Origin of the sequence: Paenibacillus durus ATCC 35681, assembly GCF_000993825.1 — a bacterium.
GTDB lineage: Bacteria > Bacillota > Bacilli > Paenibacillales > Paenibacillaceae > Paenibacillus_AQ > Paenibacillus_AQ durus_B.
On sequence record NZ_CP011114.1, the window covers coordinates 936862 to 959145 of the forward strand.

A 22284-nucleotide genomic window follows, 5' to 3' on the forward strand; every position below is an offset into this window, starting at 1 on the left:
ACCGGTGAACAACTCCGTTAATGATGCGGGCAGAGCCGAAATCGAAGAGGCCAATTCCCGCAGCCGGATATCGCTACCGGATGGAGCCACTGTACCCCGAATCGGTCAGGGAACCTGGAATATCGGGGACAATGCTTCCCGCCGGAAAGAAGAGGTGGAGGCGCTCAGGCTGGGTATCGAGCTCGGGATGACTCTGATCGACACCGCTGAGATGTATGGGGAAGGACGCTCCGAGACGGTGGTGGGAGAAGCGGTGCAAGGCATCCGGGACAAGGTTTTTCTTGTATCCAAGGTATACCCGCATAACGCTGGCCTAAAGCGGATCGCCAAAAGCTGCGAGGATAGCCTAAAGCGACTGCGGACCGACCGCCTGGACTTGTACCTGCTGCACTGGAGAGGCCGCGTTCCGCTGGAAGAAACGGTGGAGGGCATGGAGCGGCTGGTGCAGCAGGGGAAAATTGCAAGATGGGGCGTATCCAATTTCGATACGGACGATATGGAAGAGCTGTTCCGGCTTGCCCGGGGAACACATTGTGCAACGAACCAGATCCTGTATCATTTGGGATCGCGCGGGATTGAGTTCGATCTGCTCCCCTGGCAGCGTAAGCGGCAAATGCCGATTATGGCGTATTCGCCGCTTGCCCAGGCAGGGGCGCTGCGGAAGGGTCTTATTCAGAATGAAGCAGTAAAGGAAATTGCTGCTGCACACGGCGCCACTCCTCTGCAGATTCTCCTTGCCTGGTGCATACGGGCAGGGGATGCCATTGCGATTCCCAAAGCTTCATCCCGGGAACATGTGCTGCAGAATGCAGCTGCGGGATTAATCACTCTGAGCGGGAAGGAGTTGCGGCTGCTCGATGAGGCGTTCCCCGAACCGGCCCGGAAAATGCCGCTCGACATCATTTAAACTCCATGGAGGAATGGATCGATGAAACCTACAGCGATTATATACAGCAAACTGCCCGAAGAAGTATTGGAATACGTTAAGGAGCACTGTGACGTGTCATATTTCGATGCTCCTGACAACTCTCCCGGCTCTCCATTCGCGGAGGCGCTTAAAGAAGCGGAGGGGCTGCTTGGATCCGGACTTAAGGTGGATGCGGCATTGTTGGACCGCGCCCCTCGGTTGAAAGTAGTGAGCAATATTTCCGTCGGTTACGATAATTTGAATATTCCTGAAATCAGCCGACGCGGCATAATGGCGACCAACACACCGGGAGTACTAAACGATACGGTAGCCGATACCATCTTCGGCCTGCTGGTGGCAACGGCGCGCCGGATGCCGAAGCTGGACCGGTATGTCCGAAATGGACAGTGGAAGGATTCAAGAGATGATGTCCAGTTTGGCCTTGATGTGCATCATAAGACGCTCGGCATTATCGGACTTGGCGGTATCGGAGAGAAGATCGTTCAGCGCGCCCGGTTCGGCTTCGATATGGATATTATTTATCACAATCGTTCGCGTAATCCGAAGCTGGAGGAACAATACGGTGCGGTCTACCGCACACTCGACGAGCTGCTGGCGGAGGCGGATTTTGTGTGCCTCATGACGCCGCTGACGCCGGCGACCCGGGGGATGATCGGTGAACGTGAGTTTAAGCTGATGAAGAAGAGCGCTATTTTTATAAACGGATCAAGAGGAGCCACAGTCGATGAAGAAGCGTTGATCGAAGCGCTGCGCAGCGGAACCATCTGGGCGGCTGGCCTCGATGTGTATGTGCAGGAGCCTCTTCCGGATAATCATCCGCTTCTTTCGCTGGATAATGCCGTTCTGCTGCCGCACATCGGTTCGGCTACACGGGAGACTAGGCTGAAGATGGCCTGGATGGCGGCGAGAAATCTGGTAGCCGGGCTTGAAGGCAAGACGCCTCCGAATCTGATTCAGGCATAGCAAGTACGAAGCAGACGTAATAACGAAGCAGACGCGAAAAATGCCCCAAAAGCCATTCGACGATGGCTTTCGGGGCGTTTTTGTTCATTGGCGCATCTTACACGCGCCCGCGATGCTTAAGATAATTGACGCCGGTTCGTCTCGATGCCGCCTGAACCATCCGGAGAGCCGCAACCCCTGCGGCCTCGGCAATCCGTTCTTCCTCGATATTAGCGAGCCGTCCGTCCTTTACGACAATCCGTCCGCCGACGACCGTCATATCCACGTTCTGGCTAATTCCGGTCACGACCGGCAGGGCCGTGTCGTTAAACAAAGCACCGGCATACTCCAGCCTGCGAGAGTCGATCATGAACAGGTCGCCCGCTTTGCCGACCTCTAGAGAACCGATCGCATCCTCCCAGCCGAGTACTCTCGACGATCCGACCGAACCGAGCCATAAGCTTTCTTCAGCCGTAGGGCCTGCACTTCCGGCGGTCAGCTTATGCAGCAGGTAGGCTTGACGCGCTTCTCCAAGCAGATTGGACGCGTCGTTGGACGCCGAACCGTCTACGCCAAGTCCGACGTGAACGCCCGCCTGCAGCATGCTCCGCACGGGGAATACCCCTGACGACAGCTTCATGTTGCTGCTCGGACAGTGGGCAACCCCGCAGCCGCAGGCGCCCATTCTGTGAATTTCATCGCCGCTGAAATGGATGCCGTGCGCATACCATACATCGCGTCCGACCCACCCCGTCTTTTCCATGTATTCGAGCGGACGCAGCCCGAGCTTCGCCAGACAGAAGTCTTCCTCATCCTTCGTCTCGGCCAAGTGGGTATGCATCCGAACGCCGTAGCTGCGCGCCAGGCGGGCGGATTCCCGCAGAAGATCCTCGGACACCGAAAAAGGCGAGCAAGGCGCGACGCCGACGCGAACCATGGCAAACTTCGAGGCGTCATGATAGGTTTCTATAACCCGGCGGGTGTCCCTCAGAATGACCTCGGCCGACTGCGTTACCTCATCCGGCGGAAGCCCTCCTTGCGACCTGCCGAGATTCATGGAGCCACGCGTCGGGTAAAATCGGATGCCGAGCTCTCCGGCCGCGCGGATTTCTTCATCGATCAGCTCGCCGCTGACACCTTCCGGAAAACAGTAAAAGTGATCGGAAGCGGTCGTGCAGCCGGTCTTGAGCAGTTCGCTGAGTCCTACCATAGCGCTTAAGTATACATCCTCCGGCCGCATATGGCGCCAAATCTCGTACAGCGTCAGCAGCCAGTCGAACAGCTCGCAGTCCTGAGCCCAAGGGATGTTCCGGGTGAAGGTCTGATATAAATGATGGTGAGTATTGATCAGCCCGGGATAGACGATCTTTCCAGCCGCATCTATGACGGTGTCAGCTTCTTCATAGGGGATGTCCGTCCCAATAGCTTTAATTTCCTGATCTTCGATGAACAGGCTTCCTCCCGGGTAACAGCGGCGCTCCGCGTCCATGGTGATAATATTGCGGGCATTCTTGATCAGCATTGTGCTCATGATGTACCTCCCTTGTTGATATGAAATGCAAAAAATCCCAACCGCGAGCGCAATATAGTTACATATTGCGTTCGTAGTTAGGATTTTACGGACCCCAGTAGAGCCCCCGAACCGATTATCGGGGTTATACGAACAATCTATGAAGTTGCTATAAGTATAAGTAGAACCTCAAAGAGATGTCAATCACTGCTCTTAAATCTTGTCAACAACATTCATGACGAAACCGTGTTTACAATTTGGTGACAAAGAAAGCGCTTCGATTTATGATGTGTTCATAGGAAATAACTTTCCTTCAAGCCTATTGAAAGGCTTTACATTCTATTGATTTAGGGAGGAAAAATACATGGCTACACTGGCAACGAAGCAATCTGCATCCGGCGGTGCCCGGGTAAAGGTACAGCAGCTCGGCCGTCTGTTAAGCGGTATGGTCATGCCGAATATCGGCGCATTTATCGCTTGGGGATTGATTACCGCTCTATTCATTCCGACAGGATGGGCGCCTAACGAGCAATTGGCCAAACTGGTAGGGCCGATCATCACTTATCTGCTGCCGCTGCTGATCGGTTACACAGGCGGAACGATGGTTCACGGTAAGCGCGGCGGGGTGATCGGCGCCTTGGTCACAATGGGCGTAATCATCGGCTCGGATATCCCGATGTTCCTTGGCGCGATGCTTGTCGGCCCCTTGGCCGGCTGGGTGCTGAAATGGTTTGACCGTATGGTGGACGGCAAGATTAAAGCGGGCTTTGAAATGCTCGTCAACAACTTCTCACTCGGTATCATCGGCGGGGCTTTGGCTCTGGGAGCTTACACAGGCGTTGGGCCCTTTATTCAAGGACTGACGAATATCCTGTCCAGCGGGGTGGAATTTCTGGTCAACAATCACCTGCTGCCGCTTGTCAACATTATCATTGAGCCGGCCAAGGTGCTGTTCCTGAACAATGCGATCAACCACGGAATCTTAAGCCCGATCGCCGTTCAGCAGGCGGCCAGCACAGGCAAGTCGATTCTGTTCATGCTTGAGTCGAATCCAGGTCCCGGTCTTGGCATTCTGCTGGCTTACTGGCTCGCAGGCAAGGGTTCGGCCAAGACATCCGCTCCCGGCGCTATCATCATTCATTTTCTGGGCGGTATTCACGAAATTTATTTTCCGTACATTCTGATGAATCCGCGTCTGATCCTGGCGGTTATCGGCGGCGGTGTGACAGGAACCTTCACCTTCCAGCTTCTTGGAGCAGGCTTGTCTGCTTCCCCTTCCCCGGGCAGTATTTTCGCCTATATCGCCATGACGCCTAAAGGTGGATATCTTCCGATGATTGCCGGTGTTATCGCAGCGACGGCCGTCTCCTTCTTTATTGCCTCGGTGCTGCTGAAGACCGTTAAGGAGAGCAAAGAGGAAATGGATCTGGAAGAAGCATCGGCCAAATTAAAAGGAATGAAAACGGCAGGCGCAGCGCCTCAAATCGCAACCGCTCAATCCGTTACAGCTCAAAATGCAATCGTTTCCAATACATCCGGGGCCATCCGCAGTAAAGGTGAAGTGCGAAAAATCGTGTTCGCTTGCGACGCGGGCATGGGTTCCAGCGCCATGGGCGCCTCCGTTCTAAGAAAAAAATTGCAAAATGCCGGTGTTCAGGTGACGGTCGTCAATTCTCCGGTCAGTGAAATTCCGGCCGATGCCGACATCGTGGTTACGCAGAAGACATTGACAGACCGGGCAATCGCGAATAATCCGAAGGCCGAGCATGTTTCAATTGATAATTTCCTGAAGAGTCCGAAATATGACGAACTGGTTGAACGCTTGAGTTAAGGCCTATGCAGGAGGGTTCGCAATGATAAGGAAGATTACCGCCAGACAGCGGCAGATGATTCAGCTGCTTCTCGACAATCGCGAGGAAATAACCGCTGCAGAAATCGCCGGGAACATCGGCGTCAGCGTGCGAACCGTCCACCGGGAGATGGAGGATACCGAACACATCCTTCAGGATTTCGGGCTGACATTAAGCCGCAAATCCGGCAAGGGTATCCAAATGAACGGCCCGGAAACCGGACTTGGGCAGCTTAGGCACTTTTTGCGGGCGGAAAAACCTGCGGAATATTCCGGAGAGGAACGAAAAATATTCGAGCTGTGCTCGCTGATTGAGACGGAAGAGCCGCTAAAGCTGTTCGCCTTGGCGCACACCTTGAAAGTAACGGTAGCTACCGTCAGCAACGATCTGGATGAACTGGAGCCGTGGGTGCGCAAATTTGGACTTCAGCTCGTTCGCAGAAGGGGATATGGCGTCGAAATCACCGGCGCCGAAGCCGACAAGCGGCGCGCACTGTGCAGGCTGGCAGCCGAGCATCTGGATCAGTCGGACCTGGTCGGCCGGGGGCCTCAACCTGAAGGGGAGGGAAGTCCGGTCTTCCGGAAGCTGCTCGCCGCTGTCGGACAGAGCAGACTGCTGAACGTGGAAAATCTCCTGTGGGATATGGAGTGGAACTGGACGGCTGAACTGCCTGAGAGTGTCTACATGGAGCTGCTGCTCGGCCTGTCCGTCGCCGTAAGGCGCTGGGAAATCGGAATGGTTATCCATGGCTCCGAGGATGCGGCCTATCCGCGAATATCCGATCACCGGAATATTTCCGGCGCGGAACAGTTCGTCAAGCGGCTGGAGAACGAGATGAACCTTGCGCTTCCGACAGCGGAGCACTTATACATCGCTGAATGGTTTGACAGGGCGCAGGAGTCTGGCGCGTCGGATGATTTTGTGCATGGGGACATCGGACTGATGGGGCTGGTATACCGTCTGACAGAGCAGGTCGTCAAGCGAACCGGGTTTCCGTTCCACAGCGACCGTATTTTGAGGGAGGGTCTTCTTGAGCATGTCGAGCAGGCGCTCAGACGAATCCACGAGGGCACCCGCATCCGTAACCCGCTGCTCGGACCGATCCGCAAGGATTACCAGTATCTGTTCCGCATGATCCGGGATGCGGTGGAGGAATTGAAGCTCGATCTGACCGTACCTGACGAGGAGATTGCTTTTCTGGTCATGCATTTTGGAGCGTCTACGGAGCGGCTGAGTCAGCTAAAGCGTAATGTGCGGGCAATTCTGGTCTGCGCGAGCGGTCTAAGTTCCTCCCGGCTGCTCGGGGAGCGGCTTAGAAAGGAAATGCCCCAGCTTGAGATATTGGGCAATGTCTCCTGGTACGAGGCGGCCCGGATGCCGAAAGAGGATTACGACCTAATCATATCGACAATCGATCTGCCAATGGAACAAGACAAATATATCCGAATTAGCCCGCTGCTGACGGCGGAAGAGACCGACAAGCTTCTGCACTTCATCCAGGACAAGGCTCTGGCGGAAGATGGAAGCGTTTCTGCCGGCGAAGAAGGCGAGCCGGTGACAGGGGAATCCGTTATAGGCAGATTAAGGAGCTATAAGGGACTGCTCGATGAAATTGATGGGCTGGTCGAACGCTTCCGGTACTATTTACTGAGCAATGAAGGGATGAATCTGGAGGATACCATCGGCGCGATGTTGGATAAGCTGCAAGGCAGCGGCGTAACCGATGATCCCAAGACGCTGCGGAATCGACTGCTGGAACGGGAAAAAATGGCCAGCCAGGTTATACCGGATACCCGTCTTGCGCTGTTTCATACCCGCAGCAGCCATGTGCTTATGTCCTCGCTGACGCTCTACCGGCTCCAGTCGCCGCTTATTCTGGACGGAAATACCGAGGTTAGCACGATTCTGCTGATGCTTGCCCCGAAGGTGCTGCCTAAGGAAAGCTTAGAGGTGCTTAGCGAGATCAGCGCGATGCTGTTGAATACGGAGCTTATGCGTCTGCTGGAAGAGAGGCCGGAACAGGAAATCCGAACCTATTTGTCCGCCGAGCTTCTCCGTTTTTTCGAAAATAAAAGATAAAAGAGGGAGAGACCCAATGAGCATACTGTCAGAAAATAAAATTATGATGAACGCCGCCGCCAAGGACAAGTACGAGGCCATTGCAATCGCCGGACAACTGCTGGTGGAGGGGGGGCATGTCACGAAGGATTATATTCCGAAGATGCTGGAGCGGGAAGAGGTCGTATCCACATACATGGGAGGCGGACTCGCCATTCCCCACGGAACAAAGGATGCGAAGCCATATATCAAATCCACGGGGCTGTCCATCGCCCGGTTTCCGGAAGGCGTCGACTTCGGAGGCGACGAGCCGGCGTTTGTGGTAATCGGCATAGCGGCCGCAGGAGAAGAGCATATGGAAGTCCTCACCAATGTGGCTATGATCTTCACTGAGGACGATGCGATCGAACGGATTATGAACGCCGCAAGCCCCTTGGATATTATCGGGATTTTTGAGGGAGGTGTGCAGGTATGAAGGCTGTTCATTTTGGAGCCGGCAATATCGGAAGAGGGTTCATCGGTCTGCTGTTGTCGCAATCGGACTATGAAGTGACCTTTGTGGATGTGAACGAAGCGATGGTTCGTGAGCTGCGGGAACGCGGCGAATATACCGTTACCCTGGCCAGCGAAGGACGGGAAACGGTGACGGTGAACCATGTAACAGCGCTCAGCAGCGCCTCCCAGGAAGAGGAGGTGATGCTGGCTATCGCCAATGCACATCTTATAACAACGGCAGTAGGTGTTTCTGTTCTGAAGCATATCGCGGGTGTTATCGCCCGGGGTGTGGCTCTTCGGGTGGCGGAGTCATCCGAACCGCTGCATATCATCGCCTGCGAGAATGCAATAGGCGGCAGCGAGCAGCTTAAAGAGCTTGTCTACGCGAGGCTTGACGAGGAAACGCGAAGCAAGGCTGATAAAATGGTCGCTTTTCCGAACGCCGCAGTGGACCGGATCGTACCGATACAGCAGCATAGGGATATTTTAAAAGTAGTTGTAGAGCCGTTTCATGAATGGGTCGTGGATTCCTCACAAATGATTCCGGGCTATAAGCAGATTAAGGGAGTCCATTACGTTGATAATCTGGAGCCATACATCGAGCGCAAGCTGTTCACGGTGAATACCGGACATTGCTCGGCGGCTTATCTCGGCTATCTTCGCGGTTGGGAAACGATCCAGCAGGCGATGGAGGATGAAGAGCTTACCGCCTCTGTGCGGGAAGTGCTCGAAGAGACCGGGGAATTATTGGTGCAAAAGCACGGCTTCGACCGAAAAGAGCATGGCCAATATATCGATAAAATTCTGGAACGCTTCCGAAATCCGGCGCTGACGGATGAAGTGGCCAGGGTCGGGCGTTCCCCGATCCGCAAGCTTTCACCGGGCGACCGTCTCGTCTCGCCTGCGATGCAGGCTTATGAGAGGGGCCTCAGCTTCTCGGCGCTGGCAAGGTCAATGGCGGGGGCCCTGCTGTTCGATGTGATGGAAGATCCCGAAGCTGCGGAGCTTCAGGCTTTCGTGGACAAAGCCGGAGCCCGCGCGGCAGTGGCAAAGTATACGAACATTCCGCCGGGACATAAGATTCATGAAGCGGTCTTGAAGCATTACGATGAATTGAACCGGGTTAACGAATTGAAGCTGCTAAATGTATTGAAGCAAGCTTAAGCTCCGCAAGCGGCTGCCAGGGAACTGAATAGGGTGCAGATAGGTAACTTCCTGGCATAATATATGATAAAATCATTATATGAAAAATTCATAATAATTGAATTGTATTAAAATTTCTGCCTTAATTGTGCGCTATGCAAGTCGACAAAAAAGGGGGTGTCCCATAAGCCATAGAAGGGCTAATGGGATACCCTCTTTTTTTAGGTGAGATTTAGGTAGGTGGAAGGTGGACGGGGCCACCCGAATGGAAGCGGGGGATTCTTCTTCAGTTTAGAGGTGTGAAGTAAATAATGCAGAAAACCTGAAATTGTGCATCTTTTGGTCGACTGAGAAAACCTATGTATAACACGCCTGCAAAAATGCAGGTTTGTTCCCATTCATCCTCAAATTCAGTCAGAACAGCCTAAAATCCCTGCATAAAAAAATCATAACAACCTGACCTGTCCTTTGATGTTAGAGCGATTGCCCTAAATCCTAACTTGGTTTGATGGAGGAATTGCCCAATAGAAAAGCAAAAGCCAGCAAGTCTCCAATAACCGAAAGACTTGCTGGCTTCTTAACTTTTTTAGGAAGGCGGCCGTAACGCCAGGTATATTAACTTATGGGACAGCTCCAACTGTTAGATCGGCATGTGTTCCAGTGCCGCCGACCCTATGACCTTAGCTGCGCTCAATAATGGTCTGCAGCGTCGTATGGTCAAGTCCTTCCACCAGCTTGATCAGCAGTTCTCTGGCCGCGTCGATATCGTCGGTATGGATCATGGATGTGGAAGTATGAATGTACCGCGAGCAGATGCCGATTACGGTGGAAGGTACGCCGATTCCGCTTACGTGAACCTGGCCTGCATCCGTACCCCCCTGGGAGACAAAATACTGATATTTGATCCGGTGCGTATCCGCCGTATCCTGCACATATTCCAGCAGTCCGCGATGGGTAATCATCGTCGGGTCTAAGATGCGGAGCAGCGCGCCATCGCCAAGCCGCCCGAACGCCTGCTTGTCCCCGGTCGTATCCGAGGCGGCGCTTGCGTCAAGTCCGAAGAAAATATCCGGCTGAAGAAGGTTGGCTGCCGTCTGCGCCCCCCGAAGCCCCACTTCTTCCTGCACGGTAGCGCCGGCAAAGACGGTGTTCGGCAGCTTTTTGCCGCTGAGCGCCTTGACCAGCTCAATGGCAAGCCCTACGCCGTAACGGTTGTCCCATGCTTTGGCCAATATTTTTTTCGGATTCGCCAGCGGGGTGAAGGGACAGACGGGAACGATTTGCTGGCCGAGAGCTGCGCCGAACTCCATCGCTTCCTTCCGGCTTTCCGCGCCGATATCGATGAACATCGCTTTGATGTCCCCGCCTTTTGCTCGCTCTTCCTGGCTGACCAGATGGATCGGCGTACTGCCGACGACGCCCGTAATCGCTCCTTTTGGCGTAATAATTTGCAGCCTCTGGGAGCTGACCGCCGAAGCGAGCCAGCCGCCAAGCGGCTGAAAACGGATCATTCCGTTATCGGTTATTCCGGTAACCATAAAGCCGACTTCGTCAAAATGACCGGCTACCATAATTTTCGGCCCGTTTACATCGCCGCGAAGCACACCGAACAGGCTGCCGAGACGGTCATGGACAAATTCATCGGTATACGGAGCCATGGCTTCTTTTACAAACTTGCGCAGTTCACGTTCGAAACCAGGGGCGGAAGGGAATTCGGTAAGGGTTTTGAACATATCAAGTGTTTCTTGGTTCATCTTGCCATCTCTCCTTTACTACCGTATAGTATGAACTTTCGCTAACGGGTTGTCCATTGGACCGGGGTCATAAAGTACCCTGGAACGCTCCGCACATAGGCATCCGATCTTTGAATATGCGTTTAGCATAGTTCATAAGTGCACACCCAGCGGGGAGGCGGGGAATATAATGCTGCCAGAGGCGTTAAAATGGCGGGATAGCCCTGAAAAGGAGCGGGAGAAGGATGAATAAATCTGAAGCGGAGCGGGAAGTTATTCTTATTTTGGCGCTGTTTTTGCTGCTTGTCATAGTGCTGCTGTATTTTTCCTGAATCTTAAATGTCATAAGGAAAAGCCGGACGGCGAACAATAAAGGAAAATCTTCTATGCGAAGCCGGTTGATCGTCCTGACTGCGTATTTGCGCAAAGGGACTTAAGTCTTCGCCAAACCTTTAGGAGGTGCCTTCATTGCCGGCAAAGACCAAACGTTCGGGGGTCAAGCTGCAGCTTGATTCCCTGAATAACCAAGTTTACAAGCAGATTGCCAAAAAACACGAACCTTCCAGGCCCGTACTTAAAAACTGCTTTCGCGCTTTCTTATCGGGCGGCCTGATTTGCGTGATTGGACAGGCTATTCAGGAAATGTTCATGGCTTACTTTCACATGAATGCAAAAGAGGCGGCCAGCCCGACCGTCGCGGTGATGATCCTGCTATCCGTCATTCTCACCTGCTTCGGCGTATATGACAAGCTGGCGCAGTGGTGCGGTGCCGGGACGGCAGTTCCCGTAACCGGCTTTGCCAACAGTATGTGCTCGGCTGCGATTGAACATCGTGCCGAAGGGATTGTGCTGGGCGTTGGAGCTAATATGTTCAAGCTGGCGGGCTCGGTCATTGTTTTCGGTGTCGTGGCCGCCTTTATTATCGGCATCGTCTACATCTTCCTTGGCCATGGGGGAGGACATTTATGAAGCAGCTGGGCAAGCAGACGTGGCAGTTCACCTCCCGGCCCGCCATCCTTGGCGCTTCGGCGGTAGTCGGACCGGAAGAAGGCGAGGGGCCGCTCGCTTCGGATTTCGACTTCGTGTACGATAATCTGAAGATGGACGAGAAGACCTGGGAGAAAGCGGAGCGGCGGCTGTTTGAAAAGGCGATCCGTCTCGCCTTGATCAATGCGGGAATTAAGCAGGAGGACTTGGAGTTCTTCGTAGGCGGCGACCTGATGAACCAGATTATCAGCGCTTCTTTCGCGGCCAAAAAGCTCGGCACTCCGTATCTCGGCGTATTCGGCGCCTGCTCCACCTCCATGGAAAGCCTGGCGGTCGCATCCATGATCGTGGATTCCGGAGGAGCGAAATATGCGCTGGCCGGAACCGCGAGCCATAACTGTACGGTAGAGAAGCAATTCCGCTATCCCACCGAATACGGCTCGCAAAAGCCGCCAACGGCGCAGTATACCGTTACGGGCTCCGGCTGCGCGGTGATTACCCGGAACGACGGAACTCAGAGCGGTCCGTTTGTTACTGCCGCAACCATTGGCAAAGTTATGGATTTTGATATCAAAGATCCTTTTAACATGGGCTCTGCCATGGCTCCCGCTGCGGCGGATACGATCACGGCGCATTTTCGCGATACGGGGTTGTCTCCGGGTTATTACGATTTGATCGTAACCGGCGATCTTGCCTCAGTCGGATTGCCCATAACAAAGGAACTGCTTGCTAAAGAAGGCATTCCGATGGAACAGACCGAATTCACCGACTGCGGCCTGCTGATCTACGACCGGGAAAGCCAGAAATATGTCATCGCGGGAGGCAGCGGGTCCGGCTGTTCGGCGGCCGTCACCTATGGGCATATCTTGAAACGGATGAAAAAAGGACAGCTGAAGCGCGTTCTCGTCGTTGCCACAGGAGCGCTGCTCTCGCCGCTGACGTATCAGCAGAGTGAGAGCATTCCCTGTATTGCGCATGCGGTTGCGCTGGAGAGCGGAGGTGAGCAAGCATGATTTATGTGTGGGCGTTTCTGGTTGGCGGCCTGATCTGTGTAATCGGCCAGCTGATGTTGGATGTAGTCAAGCTGACTCCGGCGCATACGATGAGCACGCTCGTGGTCGCCGGGGCGATCGCGGATGCGGTCGGAATATACGATCCGCTCGTCAAGTTCGCCGGCGCGGGCGCATCCATACCGATTACCAGCTTCGGCAACTCGCTGGTGCATGGCGCGCTTATCGAGCTGGAGCAGGTTGGCTGGATCGGTGTAGTCACAGGCATCTTCAACATTACGAGCGCCGGGATATCAGCGGCGATTGTGTTTTCTTTTCTGGCTGCGCTCGTTGTGCGGCCAAAGGGCTGACTGTTTGCGAAGAACCCGCCGGATGGTTTCGGCGGGTTCTTTTTACCAAAAAAGCTTTATCCTAATCTGCCTCGTTAACGCCGCCGCTTTAGCTTGCTTTTGATCCGCACCGCTTTGTTCAGGTGGACGAAGTTATGCCGCGATGCGGGCATCAGCATCAAACCGCCTATCGTTTTTCCGCTCCAGTAGTCGGTCAACCAGCCAGCTTTTTCCGTAACCGCCCCTTGATCCCGGACAGCCTTGATCCGGCCCGCATCCACTTTCTGTCTGAATTGTCCCGGCTCCATAGAAGCTATAATTTCATTTGTCCTCCGCCCGACCGCCCGCCGATAAGCAAGTAGACCCTCAATCGCGATTCCCGCGCTCAGCTCCGTCATTTCCTCCTCGGTCATCTCGTTGCCGGAATGGAGGAACCGGATATTCAGTCCCTGAGGCATTCCGTCTGTATCCAGAACCTGCCCCGTCTCGGCGACCAGCATGTTCATGGTGATATCTTCGATCCTGGCGCTGTGCCACAGATGCCAAACGATGGAATTCCGCGTATCGGGAGAATGGACTGGATAGCATCGCAGCGTCTCCTCCCGCTCGTTGGGGCGAACGTGTCAGCCACCTTCACCGAGCGTCCATACCATTCCGCTTTATACAAAATCTGACGGGCAAATTCACCCCAGGACGCATCGGCGATGGATTTGGCCAGCCGGTGATTTTTGAGCATGTTCGCCACGCTCAGATTTTCGATGCTGATCGTTTGGTTTTCACGAATCAGCTTCGTGGTGAGTTGATGCAAAACATCATGGCGGCTGCCCACGATCTTCTCATGGATTTGGGCAACCTTCTGTTTGGCTTTCTGCCAATTGGAGCCCCCTTGGTTACGGCGAGCCATGCGGCGTTGCCAAAATGCAAGTTTTTGTTCATATTTGCGAAACACTTTGGGATTGGCAACCCGCAACCCATCAGAGCAGACCGCTAATTCCTTGAGTCCAAGGTCAATGCCGATCTCCTTATCGGTCTGCGGCAGAGGATTCATTTCCACTTCGCAGAGGATGGATACAAAATATTTGCCTGCCGCATTTCGCCGCAGGGTAGCCGAAAGAATGCGGCCTTCACACGCTCTGGAGTTGGCAAAGCGAAGCCAGCCAAGCTTCGGAAGTTTAAGTCGGTTTCCGTCAATGGCAATATTGTCATTAGTGTATTTGGTGGTGTAGCTTTGCAGAGGATGCTTGCGGCTTTTGAAACGTGGAGCCTGATTTTGTTTCTTGAAGAAACGTTCAAAGCTGTCTGCCACGTTTCGCACCGCCGATTGCAAAGCAATGCTATCTACCGATTTCAACCATTCAAATTGCTGTTTGAGTGCAGGAAGCTGTGTGGCACAGGTGTTATAGGATAACCCTTTGCCGGTTGCCGCATAGGTTTCGTTCCATTTGACCAAGAAATGATTGAAGACAAAACGGCAACAGCCAAACATTTGATGGATGAGTTGTCGTTGTTCCGGGTTGGGATAGATGCGATATTTGTAAGCTTTATGCACCATCATGCCACAAAGCCTCCTTTCGTACAGGATAGTTTCATAATAGCACATATGTTCGCTTTAAGGCAAAAAAAACCGCCGATTCATCTCCTCCCTATAGAGGAAGGAGTCTTCTCGGCTTTTTAGATAAAACGGACAATCCGTATCTATGTACTCATCTTAACCGTTTTCATAACCGCACCGAATGTACTTTGTCCCTCTTAATCATGTAAAATAGTAAGTATACTGTTTATTTTGACTTAGGAGGTTTTACTCTATATGCCCGCAAGCCACGAATCGATGCAAATCGTAAATGCTGTCCGCGCCAATCTGGAATCCTGTATTCTAGGAAAAACATTTGAAATAGAGCTGCTGCTGACTGCATTGCTTGCAGGCGGCCATGTCCTGATTGAAGATGTCCCGGGAACGGGTAAAACCCAGCTGATCCGCGCGCTGGCTAAATCCATCTCCGGAGACTACCGCCGGATTCAGTGCAATCCGGACATTCTCCCAAGCGATATTACCGGCGTATCGGTGTATCATCCCCGGGATGAGATGTTCCACTTCCGTCCGGGACCTGTGATGACGAATATCCTGCTTGCCGACGAAATCAACAGAGCTACGACCAAGACGCAGTCCGCGCTGCTGGAGGTCATGGAGGAGCGCAACGTAACGGTGGACGGGGAGACCTATGAGCTTCCGCATCCGTTCATGCTGTGCGCTACACAGAACCCGATCGACTTTGAAGGCACGTACACGCTGCCCGAAGCACAGCTCGACCGCTTCATGCTGCGAATCAGCCTTGGCTATCCCGATGCGGCCACGGAAAAAAATCTGCTCCTGACCCATCAGGAAGGCCAGCCGGTGAATAAGCTTCAGCCGGTAGCGGGGATGGAAAGAATAGCGTCCATTCAAGAGGAAATCCGCGAGGTGTATATCAGCGAGCCGGTTCTAAGCTACCTGCTCGATATTGTCCGCGGCACCAGAGAGCACCCGCTGGTCCTGCTTGGCGCCAGCCCCCGTGCGGCGCTGTCTTATATGATGGCATGCAAGGCCTTCGCCTTCATGCGGGAGCGTGATTATGTGCTGCCGGATGATGTGAAGTCGCTGGCGCCATACACGCTCGGCCACCGAATTCTGCTGCGTCCCGAGTCCCGTCTGGACAACGTCAGCGCGGATACACTGCTGAACAATCTTCTGCAAAGTATCCAGGTGCCCGTGACCATGAGGCAATAAGATGAGACGGTATTTATCCGCAGCCGCCGTGAGGCTGCCGGCCAAGCTGGCCGGTATTGCCGCAGTTTGGTGTGTTACCCTGCTGTATGTGCTGTTTCAAGGCGGCAAAACGTCGTTCATGCTGTTCATTATGGTGTCGGTCCTGATGGTATATCTGCTCGCCGGCGGATTTACCGGAGTGCGTAAAGCCCGGGGCACCCGCACCCTTTTAACCGAAGGAGAGAAATCCGATTTGCTGTATGCCGGAGGCCACCTGCGTGTCAAGCTCGAAATAGCGCTCCCCGGCCTTCTGCCGATTCCTTTTGTTGTTGTTCGTGAAATGCTTAAAAGGCATAATGGAGAGTCCTGGATTTTTGAGGAAAGCCTGGTTCCGAACTTTAAAGGCCAGGGGGAACTCAGATTCCAGACGCCGCCGCTGGAACGGGGCCGCTATTCTTTTTCCGAGACGGGAATTTCCAGCGAAGATATTTTCGGACTGGTGGAGCATAAAGGAAGCTTTCTCGCGCAGGGACAGTTCCGGGTGCTGCCGCGTGTCGTCCACATCCCCAGATGGGTGCTGTACGAACGGAATTCGCGGCTTTCCGGGCCCCAGGTTTCGCTGGCTCAATCCCGGCGGGAGACGACGCAGATCAACGGCGTCCGCGATTACGTGTACGGCGACCGCTTAAGCCGCATTCACTGGAATGCGACGGCCAAGACCGGGGCATGGAAATCCAAGGAATTCGAGCATGAATCGCTGCCCAAAACGATGCTTGTACTCGACGGAACCGCCTCGGCTTACGCCTCTTCCGCGCAGTTCGAGCTTGCTGTCTCGGCAGCGGCCTCCCTGCTTGGGTTCGGGGTGCGGGAACGGATAGGTATCGGACTGTGCTGCCTCGACAAAAATACCAAAGTATTCGCCCCTGCGGAGAGCGCTGCGGAGCGGCAGAAGATGGTTCAATATCTGATCGACATCAACGGGGAGGGCAGAGGACCGCTTGTTCCCCGGCTGGAAAAAGGATTCCGCATGTTTCCAAAAGGAGTCTACTTCGTGCTGATCAGCCCGCAGACGGGCGGAAATGTGCTGCAGACACTGCAGTGGGCCGAGAGCAGAGGGATGACCCCCTGTCATATCCATATATTGAACCCTGCGGGTCCGCGGCGCGGCGATGAATGGTCCAGCGAGCTAAAATCCCGCGGTATCATGGGGCACAGGGTAAGCTTGCTTGGCGAGCTGCCTGCAGCGATTGGGGGGGATGGACGATGAAGAACTGGTGGAACCTAATGAAATCGTCCTGGCACCGGTCTTTTAGTCTGCTGTGGCTGATTATCATAGCTTTGCAGTGGCTTTCTTTCACCGAGCCGATCTGGCTGCAGCAGACGAGCGCTGCGGTATTGATCACGCTTGCTGCCGCAGCAGTGATTGAAATTTTGCTGCCGATTTCGATCCTGTACCGCATCGTAATTGAAGCGGCAGCGGTTCTGTACATCGTATACCGGACCATTCAATATTACGGACTTTATATCCCATATCCTTCGGCGCCGCTGGCCGAACGGCTGGCCGATACTTTTTCACAGATGACGCCGTATCTCTGGTTCGCTCTCGGTGGTTGGGCGATTATGCTGTCGGCCTCCTTGCTGGTGACGACCAAGAGCCGTATTTTACTGTTTCTCGGCATGAATATCGCGGCATTCGCGGCACTGGACTCTTTCACGCACTCGGTGCTCTGGCAGGAAGTCGCCTGGACGGTGTTCGCCGGGCTGGGTTGGCTGGTGAGCAATCATTTAAAGAGCTTTCAGCTGCGTTATCCCCGGGGTTGGAAATATCTAATTGATTATCCGCTAAAAATATCAGTGAATATCGCCGTTATTTTTGCGCTGGTCATTCTTACCGGCGTGAATGCGCCATCGGTCAAACCTACGCTTACCGATCCGTATACGGCCTGGAGGGAATGGAACGGCGGCAGTGCGCCGCAAATTAATAACACGGACGATACCGGAACCGAAACAAGCGGCACAGGCTCGTCCGGGACGGCTTCCGGATACAGCCTCAATGATAATAATCTCGGAGGAGGCTTCGCTTTTGACTACTCTCCGGTGATGTCGGTCACCTCGAATTCGCGCATTTATATGCGCGGGGAGACAAGAAGCGTATATTCCGGCACGGGATGGAGCGACAGCCTCCGCCGCAAACAAGGCAGCCTGGAGCCGGCGGAGGCGGGGGAGACGCTGGAGAACGACTATGCGTCGTCTACTCCCACTCAAGAGCTGCAGTATACCGTCCGCATGCTCAGCAATAACCGGTACCCGGTGCTGTTCGGCGCCTATTCCATTTCCAGAATCGATTCTATTAATGGTGAAAAAGAAGCCGGCGGGTTGTCGTGGCGCAGCCGGGACGGCGAGTTGTTGATTGATGGAGCCGAGTCCGCCCCATACCCGAAGTCGTATGTGCTGACTTCCGAGCTGCCCGTCGTTCCGGTTCAGGAGCTGAGCGCAAAGACCTTTTCCGACCTGTATGGCGGAAAGGATATCCCGAATCAGTTCCTTCAGCTTCCGGATAATTTTCCTGTAAGAGTGCGGAATCTGGCCCGTGAAATTACGTCTCAGGCGCAGACGCCGTATGAAAAGACGATGCTTCTGCAACAATATTTACAAGAAACGTTTCCGTACACCAATGAACCCGACCTGTCCCGCAAAAATAGCAAGGATTTTGTGGAAGGCTTTCTGTTTGAGATTAAGGAAGGCTACTGTGACTATTATTCCACGGCTCTTGTGACCATGGCCCGTTCGCTGAATATTCCGGCCCGTTGGGTTAAGGGCTATGCTCCGGGAGAACAGTCCCAGCTTCCCGACAGCCTTGCCATGCGGCAGGGAGAGGCCGTGAACAACAACTATACAATTACCAATGCCGACGCCCATTCCTGGGCGGAGGTATACTTCGGAGACTACGGCTGGATTCCGGTAGAGGCGACGCCCGGCTTCAATGCCTCGCTGCTGACGCAAAGCGAGTCCGATCCCCAGCCTGAAGCATCCGAAGCTCCGGACGTGAATACGCAGGACGAACAACAAGCTGCAGGTACGGGTTCCGAAGAAAGCAGCTTGTCCGTGGGAACATGGGTCGTTGCCGCTGCCGCAGTTATTGTGGCCGGCTGGGCGGCGTTCCTGCTGTGGCAGCACCGGTCCGACCTGCGCTTTCTGCTGCAGAGAATCCGCAGCGGACGGCCGCTGTCTTCCGCCGAGAAGATTGTGGCTGAGACAGAGCGCTGGATAGCGTTCATGCGCCGGAAAGGCTTCTCAAGAGACAAGCATGAGACGCTTAGAGAATCGGTTTCCCGGTGGAGAGGCGAGCGTCCGGGCGCGTCGGACAGTCTATCGGCGCTGCTCGGCTGGTTCGAGAAGGCAAAATACAGTCCCGAAGTAATTGAAGACAAAGACTGGCAAGCCGTGTATACTGAAGCTTTGCGGCTGCGCAAGAGTCTGAAGCTGACGAAATGAACGGCGGATAACCGACGATTTCTCTATCTAACAATCATTTCCGAAGAGTTAAGATTATGATATAGTTTGTCGTATGAAATCGAGGTGAACGTATGTTTGAAAGGCTTGTCCCCAAGCTGCGGGTAAATACGGTATTCGATATTAATCTCGAAGGTCTGTATTTGCAGGGTTACAGGGGGATCATTACCGATCTGGACAACACGCTGGTCGGCGCCAAGGCGCCGCTGGCTACGCCGGAGCTGGTGCTGTGGTTCGACAAAGTGAAGCAGCTCGGCTTTAAGCTGGTGATCGTGTCCAATAATAATATGAACCGGGTATCGCGATTTGCGGCGCCGCTGAATATCGAATTTGTCCATAGGGCGCGTAAACCGAGCAATGCTCCTTTTCACAAGGCGATGAAGCTGATGAATCTGGAACCGGAGAAGACGATCGTGGTCGGTGACCAGATGCTTACCGACGTATACGGAGGCAACCGGCTGGGTCTGTTTACCGTGCTGGTGCTGCCGATCTCCCTAGAGGATGAAGGACTTGGCACCCGCATCAACCGCCGGATCGAGCAGATTGCGCTGACCAGATTACGCAAACGAGGATTGTGGCATGAGGAGGAACAACAGGAATGAACGAACAGACTGAACGGCAGCGGCCCATAAGCTGCAGCGGCTGCGGCGTTAAGCTGCAGACCGTGCACCGGGACCAGCCGGGATATATGCCGGAGGCGGCTTATGACCGTGACCCTGTCATCTGCCAGCGGTGCTTCCGCATTAAGAATTATAACGAGGTCTCCTCGGTCTCCGTGGACCAGGACGAATTTCTGCGTCTGCTCTCCGGAATCGGGGAAAAGAACGCGCTTGTCGTCCATATTGTCGATCTTTTTGACTTCGAAGGCAGCCTTATCTCCGGACTCCAGCGGTTTGTCGGCAGCAATCCTGTCATTCTGGCCGTGAACAAATGCGATCTGCTGCCCAAGGTGACCAACTGGAACAAGCTGCGTAATTGGGTTCAGCAGCGCAGCAAAGAGCTTGGACTGAGAACTGCGGAAATCGTGCTTTGCAGCGCTAAGCGGGGACAGGGCTTCGACCGGCTGCTCGATTCGGTGTCCTCGCTTCGCGGCCAGCGCGATGTGTATGTTGTAGGCGCAACCAATGTCGGCAAGTCGACGCTGATCAACCGGCTCATTTCGGATTATAGCGATCTGGAGCAGGAGCTGACGACGTCCCGGTATCCCGGCACGACGCTGGATAGCGTCAAGATTCCGCTCGACGACGGCCATTTCATCATTGACACACCGGGGATCGTCTATCCTTGGCGGTACAGCGAATTGGTTGAGCGTCAGGACCTGGACGCGGTCATGCCCGCGAAGCCGCTCAAGCCTGCGGTGTACCAGCTCAATGCGGGACAGACCCTCTTTTTCGGCGGCTTGGGCCGGTTCGATTTCGTGCAGGGCGAACATCAGTCGTTCACCTGCTTCATCAGCGGCAGCCTCAAGATTCACCGCACCAAGCTGGAGCGGGCGGACGATTTGTACCGCGATCATCGCGGTGAAATGCTGTCCCCGCCTGCATCTGGCGACGTGGATAAGCTTCCGGCCTGGCAGCGGCACGAATTCAGAATAGCCAGAGGAAGCCGCAGCGATGTATTCATCTCCGGCCTGGGCTGGGTCAAAATGAACGGAACGGAAGGCGCGGTTGTGGCTGTCCATGTCCCTCGCGGCGTGAAGGTGCTGGTTCGCCCTTCGCTGATCTAGATAGAAGGAGGACAATGATGACGGCTTCAACGGAAACCTGGTCTTCGGCGAGCGGAAGTATTCTTTTAGGGGTAATAGGCTGCCCCATTTCACATTCCAAATCGCCCGTCATGCATAACGCGGGCCTGCAGGCGCTTGGAATCCCGGGAGCTTATGTTCCCTTGCACGTCAACCCCGATAAAGTTGGAGAGACGATCCGAGCCATACGGACACTGAATTTTCGGGGCATCAACGTGACCATTCCGCATAAATTGGCAGTAATTGAGCATCTGGACAGAGTAGACCCGGCAGCGGAGGCCATTGGGGCGGTCAATACGATTGTTAACGACAACGGGATTTTGACCGGCTACAATACCGACGGAATCGGATATGTGCGTTCTCTGAAATCGGAAGCGATCTCCGATCTCTCCGGACACAGGATTACGGTTATCGGTGCAGGCGGCGCGGCAAGGGGCATCATCGACGCGCTGCTTCAGGAGAATCCGGCCTCGATTCTTATTGTTAACCGCGATGAGGAGAAGGCGAAACAGCTTGCAGGAAGCTGGAGCAGCCGGGGCGATATCAAGGGTATTGGATTTGATCAGATTCGGAGTTACATCGGCGGTACGGATATTCTGATCAATACAACCTCGGTAGGAATGCATCCGAGTGTAGATGAAATGCCCGTAGACCCGGATATCATTCCGGAAGGGATCGTGGTCAGCGATCTGATCTACAACCCGCTGCATACCCGTCTGCTGCTGGAAAGCCGCAAACGCCGGGGCTGCATTATTCACGGCGGCGTGGGAATGTTCCTGTACCAAGGGGCTTACGCTCTCGAATACTGGACGGGAATGCCCGCTCCGATCGATGTGATGCGTGCGGCTCTGCTGAGCAGTCTAGGCGCCGATGAATCATCAGGAAGCAAGTAGATTTTAGGATAATCGGGTAATAATAGTTCATAAATAAGGAGTATGCATACATGACGTTAACCGGCAAACAAAAGCGCTATCTTCGCTCGCTTGCCCATCACCTTGATCCAGTGTTTCAGGTCGGGAAGGGCGGCGTTAACGAGCATCTGATCCGTCATATCGAGGAGGCGATTGAAAAGCGCGAGCTGATGAAGGTCAGCGTGCTGAATAACTGCGCCGAAGATCCGAAGGAGATAGGCAGCGAGCTTGCGGAGCAGTCCGGCTCCGAGCTTGTACAGGTCATAGGCAAGACGATTATCCTGTACAAGGAATCACGCGACAACAAGACGATCGAGCTGCCCAGATAAGATCAATATCCCGGAAGCGGATTAGGCGAAGCCGCTTCCATAAGTAAACAGTACGTAGT

20 protein-coding genes and 1 riboswitch are annotated in these 22284 nt (G+C 54.1%); of the genes, 16 read left to right on the plus strand and 4 right to left on the minus strand.

Annotated features, from left to right (window positions below):
- The first annotated feature begins 4 nt into the window (after positions 1-4).
- Together VK70_RS04260 and VK70_RS04265 are read left to right on the plus strand one after the other, a co-directional pair.
- A complete protein-coding gene (locus VK70_RS04260; RefSeq protein ID WP_082210202.1) occupies positions 5-907 on the plus strand; it encodes an aldo/keto reductase in 903 nt (300 codons plus the stop codon).
- Between the two features lie 21 nt (positions 908-928).
- The gene (locus VK70_RS04265) at positions 929-1891 is read left to right on the plus strand and encodes a 2-hydroxyacid dehydrogenase (RefSeq protein ID WP_046722847.1); all 963 of its coding nucleotides are present in this window, start codon (positions 929-931) and stop codon (positions 1889-1891) included.
- A gap of 97 nt (positions 1892-1988) precedes the next feature.
- Here the strand turns inward: VK70_RS04265 and VK70_RS04270 are convergent, their stop codons facing one another.
- Entirely contained in the window at positions 1989-3401 is a 1413-nt protein-coding gene (locus VK70_RS04270) for an 8-oxoguanine deaminase (protein WP_025699449.1), read from the minus strand.
- A 54-nt stretch (positions 3402-3455) separates the two neighbouring features.
- Positions 3456-3553: riboswitch (purine riboswitch) on the minus strand.
- A 191-nt stretch (positions 3554-3744) separates the two neighbouring features.
- On the opposite strand from VK70_RS04270, the gene VK70_RS04275 reads away from it, so the two are divergent.
- Genes VK70_RS04275 through VK70_RS04290 form a run of 4 tightly spaced genes read left to right on the plus strand, consistent with a single transcriptional unit; the run spans position 3745 to position 8947 of the window.
- Positions 3745-5211 (plus strand): PTS mannitol transporter subunit IIBC, encoded by a 1467-nt coding sequence (locus VK70_RS04275; RefSeq protein ID WP_025699451.1) that lies wholly within the window; start codon positions 3745-3747, stop codon positions 5209-5211.
- Positions 5212-5233: 22 nt separating this feature from the next.
- Positions 5234-7309 (plus strand): BglG family transcription antiterminator, encoded by a 2076-nt coding sequence (locus VK70_RS04280; protein ID WP_036642630.1) that lies wholly within the window; start codon positions 5234-5236, stop codon positions 7307-7309.
- Positions 7310-7325: 16 nt separating this feature from the next.
- On the plus strand, positions 7326-7763 hold the full coding sequence (locus VK70_RS04285; protein WP_025699455.1) for a PTS mannitol transporter subunit IIA: 438 nt from the start codon (positions 7326-7328) through the stop codon (positions 7761-7763).
- Positions 7760-8947: a mannitol-1-phosphate 5-dehydrogenase gene (locus VK70_RS04290; protein WP_025699457.1), complete on the plus strand. Its 1188-nt coding sequence runs from the start codon at positions 7760-7762 to the stop codon at positions 8945-8947. Before VK70_RS04285 ends, VK70_RS04290 begins: the two co-directional genes overlap by 4 nt.
- Positions 8948-9606: 659 nt before the next feature.
- On the opposite strand, the gene VK70_RS04295 is transcribed toward VK70_RS04290, so the two are convergent.
- Positions 9607-10680 carry a M42 family metallopeptidase gene (locus VK70_RS04295; protein ID WP_025699459.1) on the minus strand — a complete coding sequence of 358 codons (1074 nt, stop codon included), beginning with the start codon at positions 10678-10680 and terminating at the stop codon, positions 9607-9609.
- Positions 10681-11127: 447 nt separating this feature from the next.
- Between VK70_RS04295 and spoVAC the strand changes: the two genes are divergently transcribed.
- From spoVAC to spoVAE, 3 genes are read left to right on the plus strand one after another with little or no spacing between them, the layout of a single operon-like run.
- Positions 11128-11628: a stage V sporulation protein AC gene (spoVAC, locus tag VK70_RS04300; protein ID WP_025699460.1), complete on the plus strand. Its 501-nt coding sequence runs from the start codon at positions 11128-11130 to the stop codon at positions 11626-11628.
- Complete coding sequence (spoVAD, locus tag VK70_RS04305) at positions 11625-12659, plus strand: stage V sporulation protein AD (protein ID WP_046722854.1); 1035 nt, start codon at positions 11625-11627, stop codon at positions 12657-12659. Before spoVAC ends, spoVAD begins: the two co-directional genes overlap by 4 nt.
- The gene (spoVAE, locus tag VK70_RS04310) at positions 12656-13006 is read left to right on the plus strand and encodes a stage V sporulation protein AE (RefSeq protein WP_025698186.1); all 351 of its coding nucleotides are present in this window, start codon (positions 12656-12658) and stop codon (positions 13004-13006) included. The genes spoVAD and spoVAE overlap by 4 nt, the downstream gene beginning before the upstream one ends.
- Positions 13007-13080: 74 nt before the next feature.
- On the opposite strand, the gene VK70_RS04315 is transcribed toward spoVAE, so the two are convergent.
- Together VK70_RS04315 and tnpB are read right to left on the minus strand one after the other, a co-directional pair.
- On the minus strand, positions 13081-13491 hold the full coding sequence (locus VK70_RS04315) for a hypothetical protein (RefSeq protein ID WP_025698187.1): 411 nt from the start codon (positions 13489-13491) through the stop codon (positions 13081-13083).
- Positions 13488-14540: an IS200/IS605 family element RNA-guided endonuclease TnpB gene (tnpB, locus tag VK70_RS04320; protein ID WP_052755977.1), complete on the minus strand. Its 1053-nt coding sequence runs from the start codon at positions 14538-14540 to the stop codon at positions 13488-13490. Before tnpB ends, VK70_RS04315 begins: the two co-directional genes overlap by 4 nt.
- A gap of 252 nt (positions 14541-14792) precedes the next feature.
- On the opposite strand from tnpB, the gene VK70_RS04325 reads away from it, so the two are divergent.
- The 7 genes from VK70_RS04325 to yhbY all read left to right on the plus strand — a co-directional run bounded on the left by VK70_RS04325 (position 14793) and on the right by yhbY (position 22225).
- Positions 14793-15749: an AAA family ATPase gene (locus VK70_RS04325; protein ID WP_025695032.1), complete on the plus strand. Its 957-nt coding sequence runs from the start codon at positions 14793-14795 to the stop codon at positions 15747-15749.
- 1 nt (position 15750) lies between these two features.
- Positions 15751-16995 carry a DUF58 domain-containing protein gene (locus VK70_RS04330; protein ID WP_046722859.1) on the plus strand — a complete coding sequence of 415 codons (1245 nt, stop codon included), beginning with the start codon at positions 15751-15753 and terminating at the stop codon, positions 16993-16995.
- Positions 16992-19223 carry a transglutaminase TgpA family protein gene (locus VK70_RS04335; protein ID WP_025694924.1) on the plus strand — a complete coding sequence of 744 codons (2232 nt, stop codon included), beginning with the start codon at positions 16992-16994 and terminating at the stop codon, positions 19221-19223. The genes VK70_RS04330 and VK70_RS04335 overlap by 4 nt, the downstream gene beginning before the upstream one ends.
- A 92-nt stretch (positions 19224-19315) precedes the next feature.
- Positions 19316-19843, plus strand: a complete 528-nt coding sequence (locus VK70_RS04340; protein ID WP_025694925.1) for a YqeG family HAD IIIA-type phosphatase — start codon at positions 19316-19318, stop codon at positions 19841-19843.
- A complete protein-coding gene (gene yqeH / locus VK70_RS04345) occupies positions 19840-20967 on the plus strand; it encodes a ribosome biogenesis GTPase YqeH (RefSeq protein ID WP_025694926.1) in 1128 nt (375 codons plus the stop codon). Before VK70_RS04340 ends, yqeH begins: the two co-directional genes overlap by 4 nt.
- A gap of 17 nt (positions 20968-20984) precedes the next feature.
- Entirely contained in the window at positions 20985-21878 is an 894-nt protein-coding gene (locus VK70_RS04350) for a shikimate dehydrogenase (protein ID WP_025694927.1), read from the plus strand.
- Between the two features lie 50 nt (positions 21879-21928).
- Positions 21929-22225 (plus strand): ribosome assembly RNA-binding protein YhbY, encoded by a 297-nt coding sequence (gene yhbY, locus VK70_RS04355; protein WP_025693178.1) that lies wholly within the window; start codon positions 21929-21931, stop codon positions 22223-22225.
- Positions 22226-22284 lie beyond the last annotated feature (59 nt).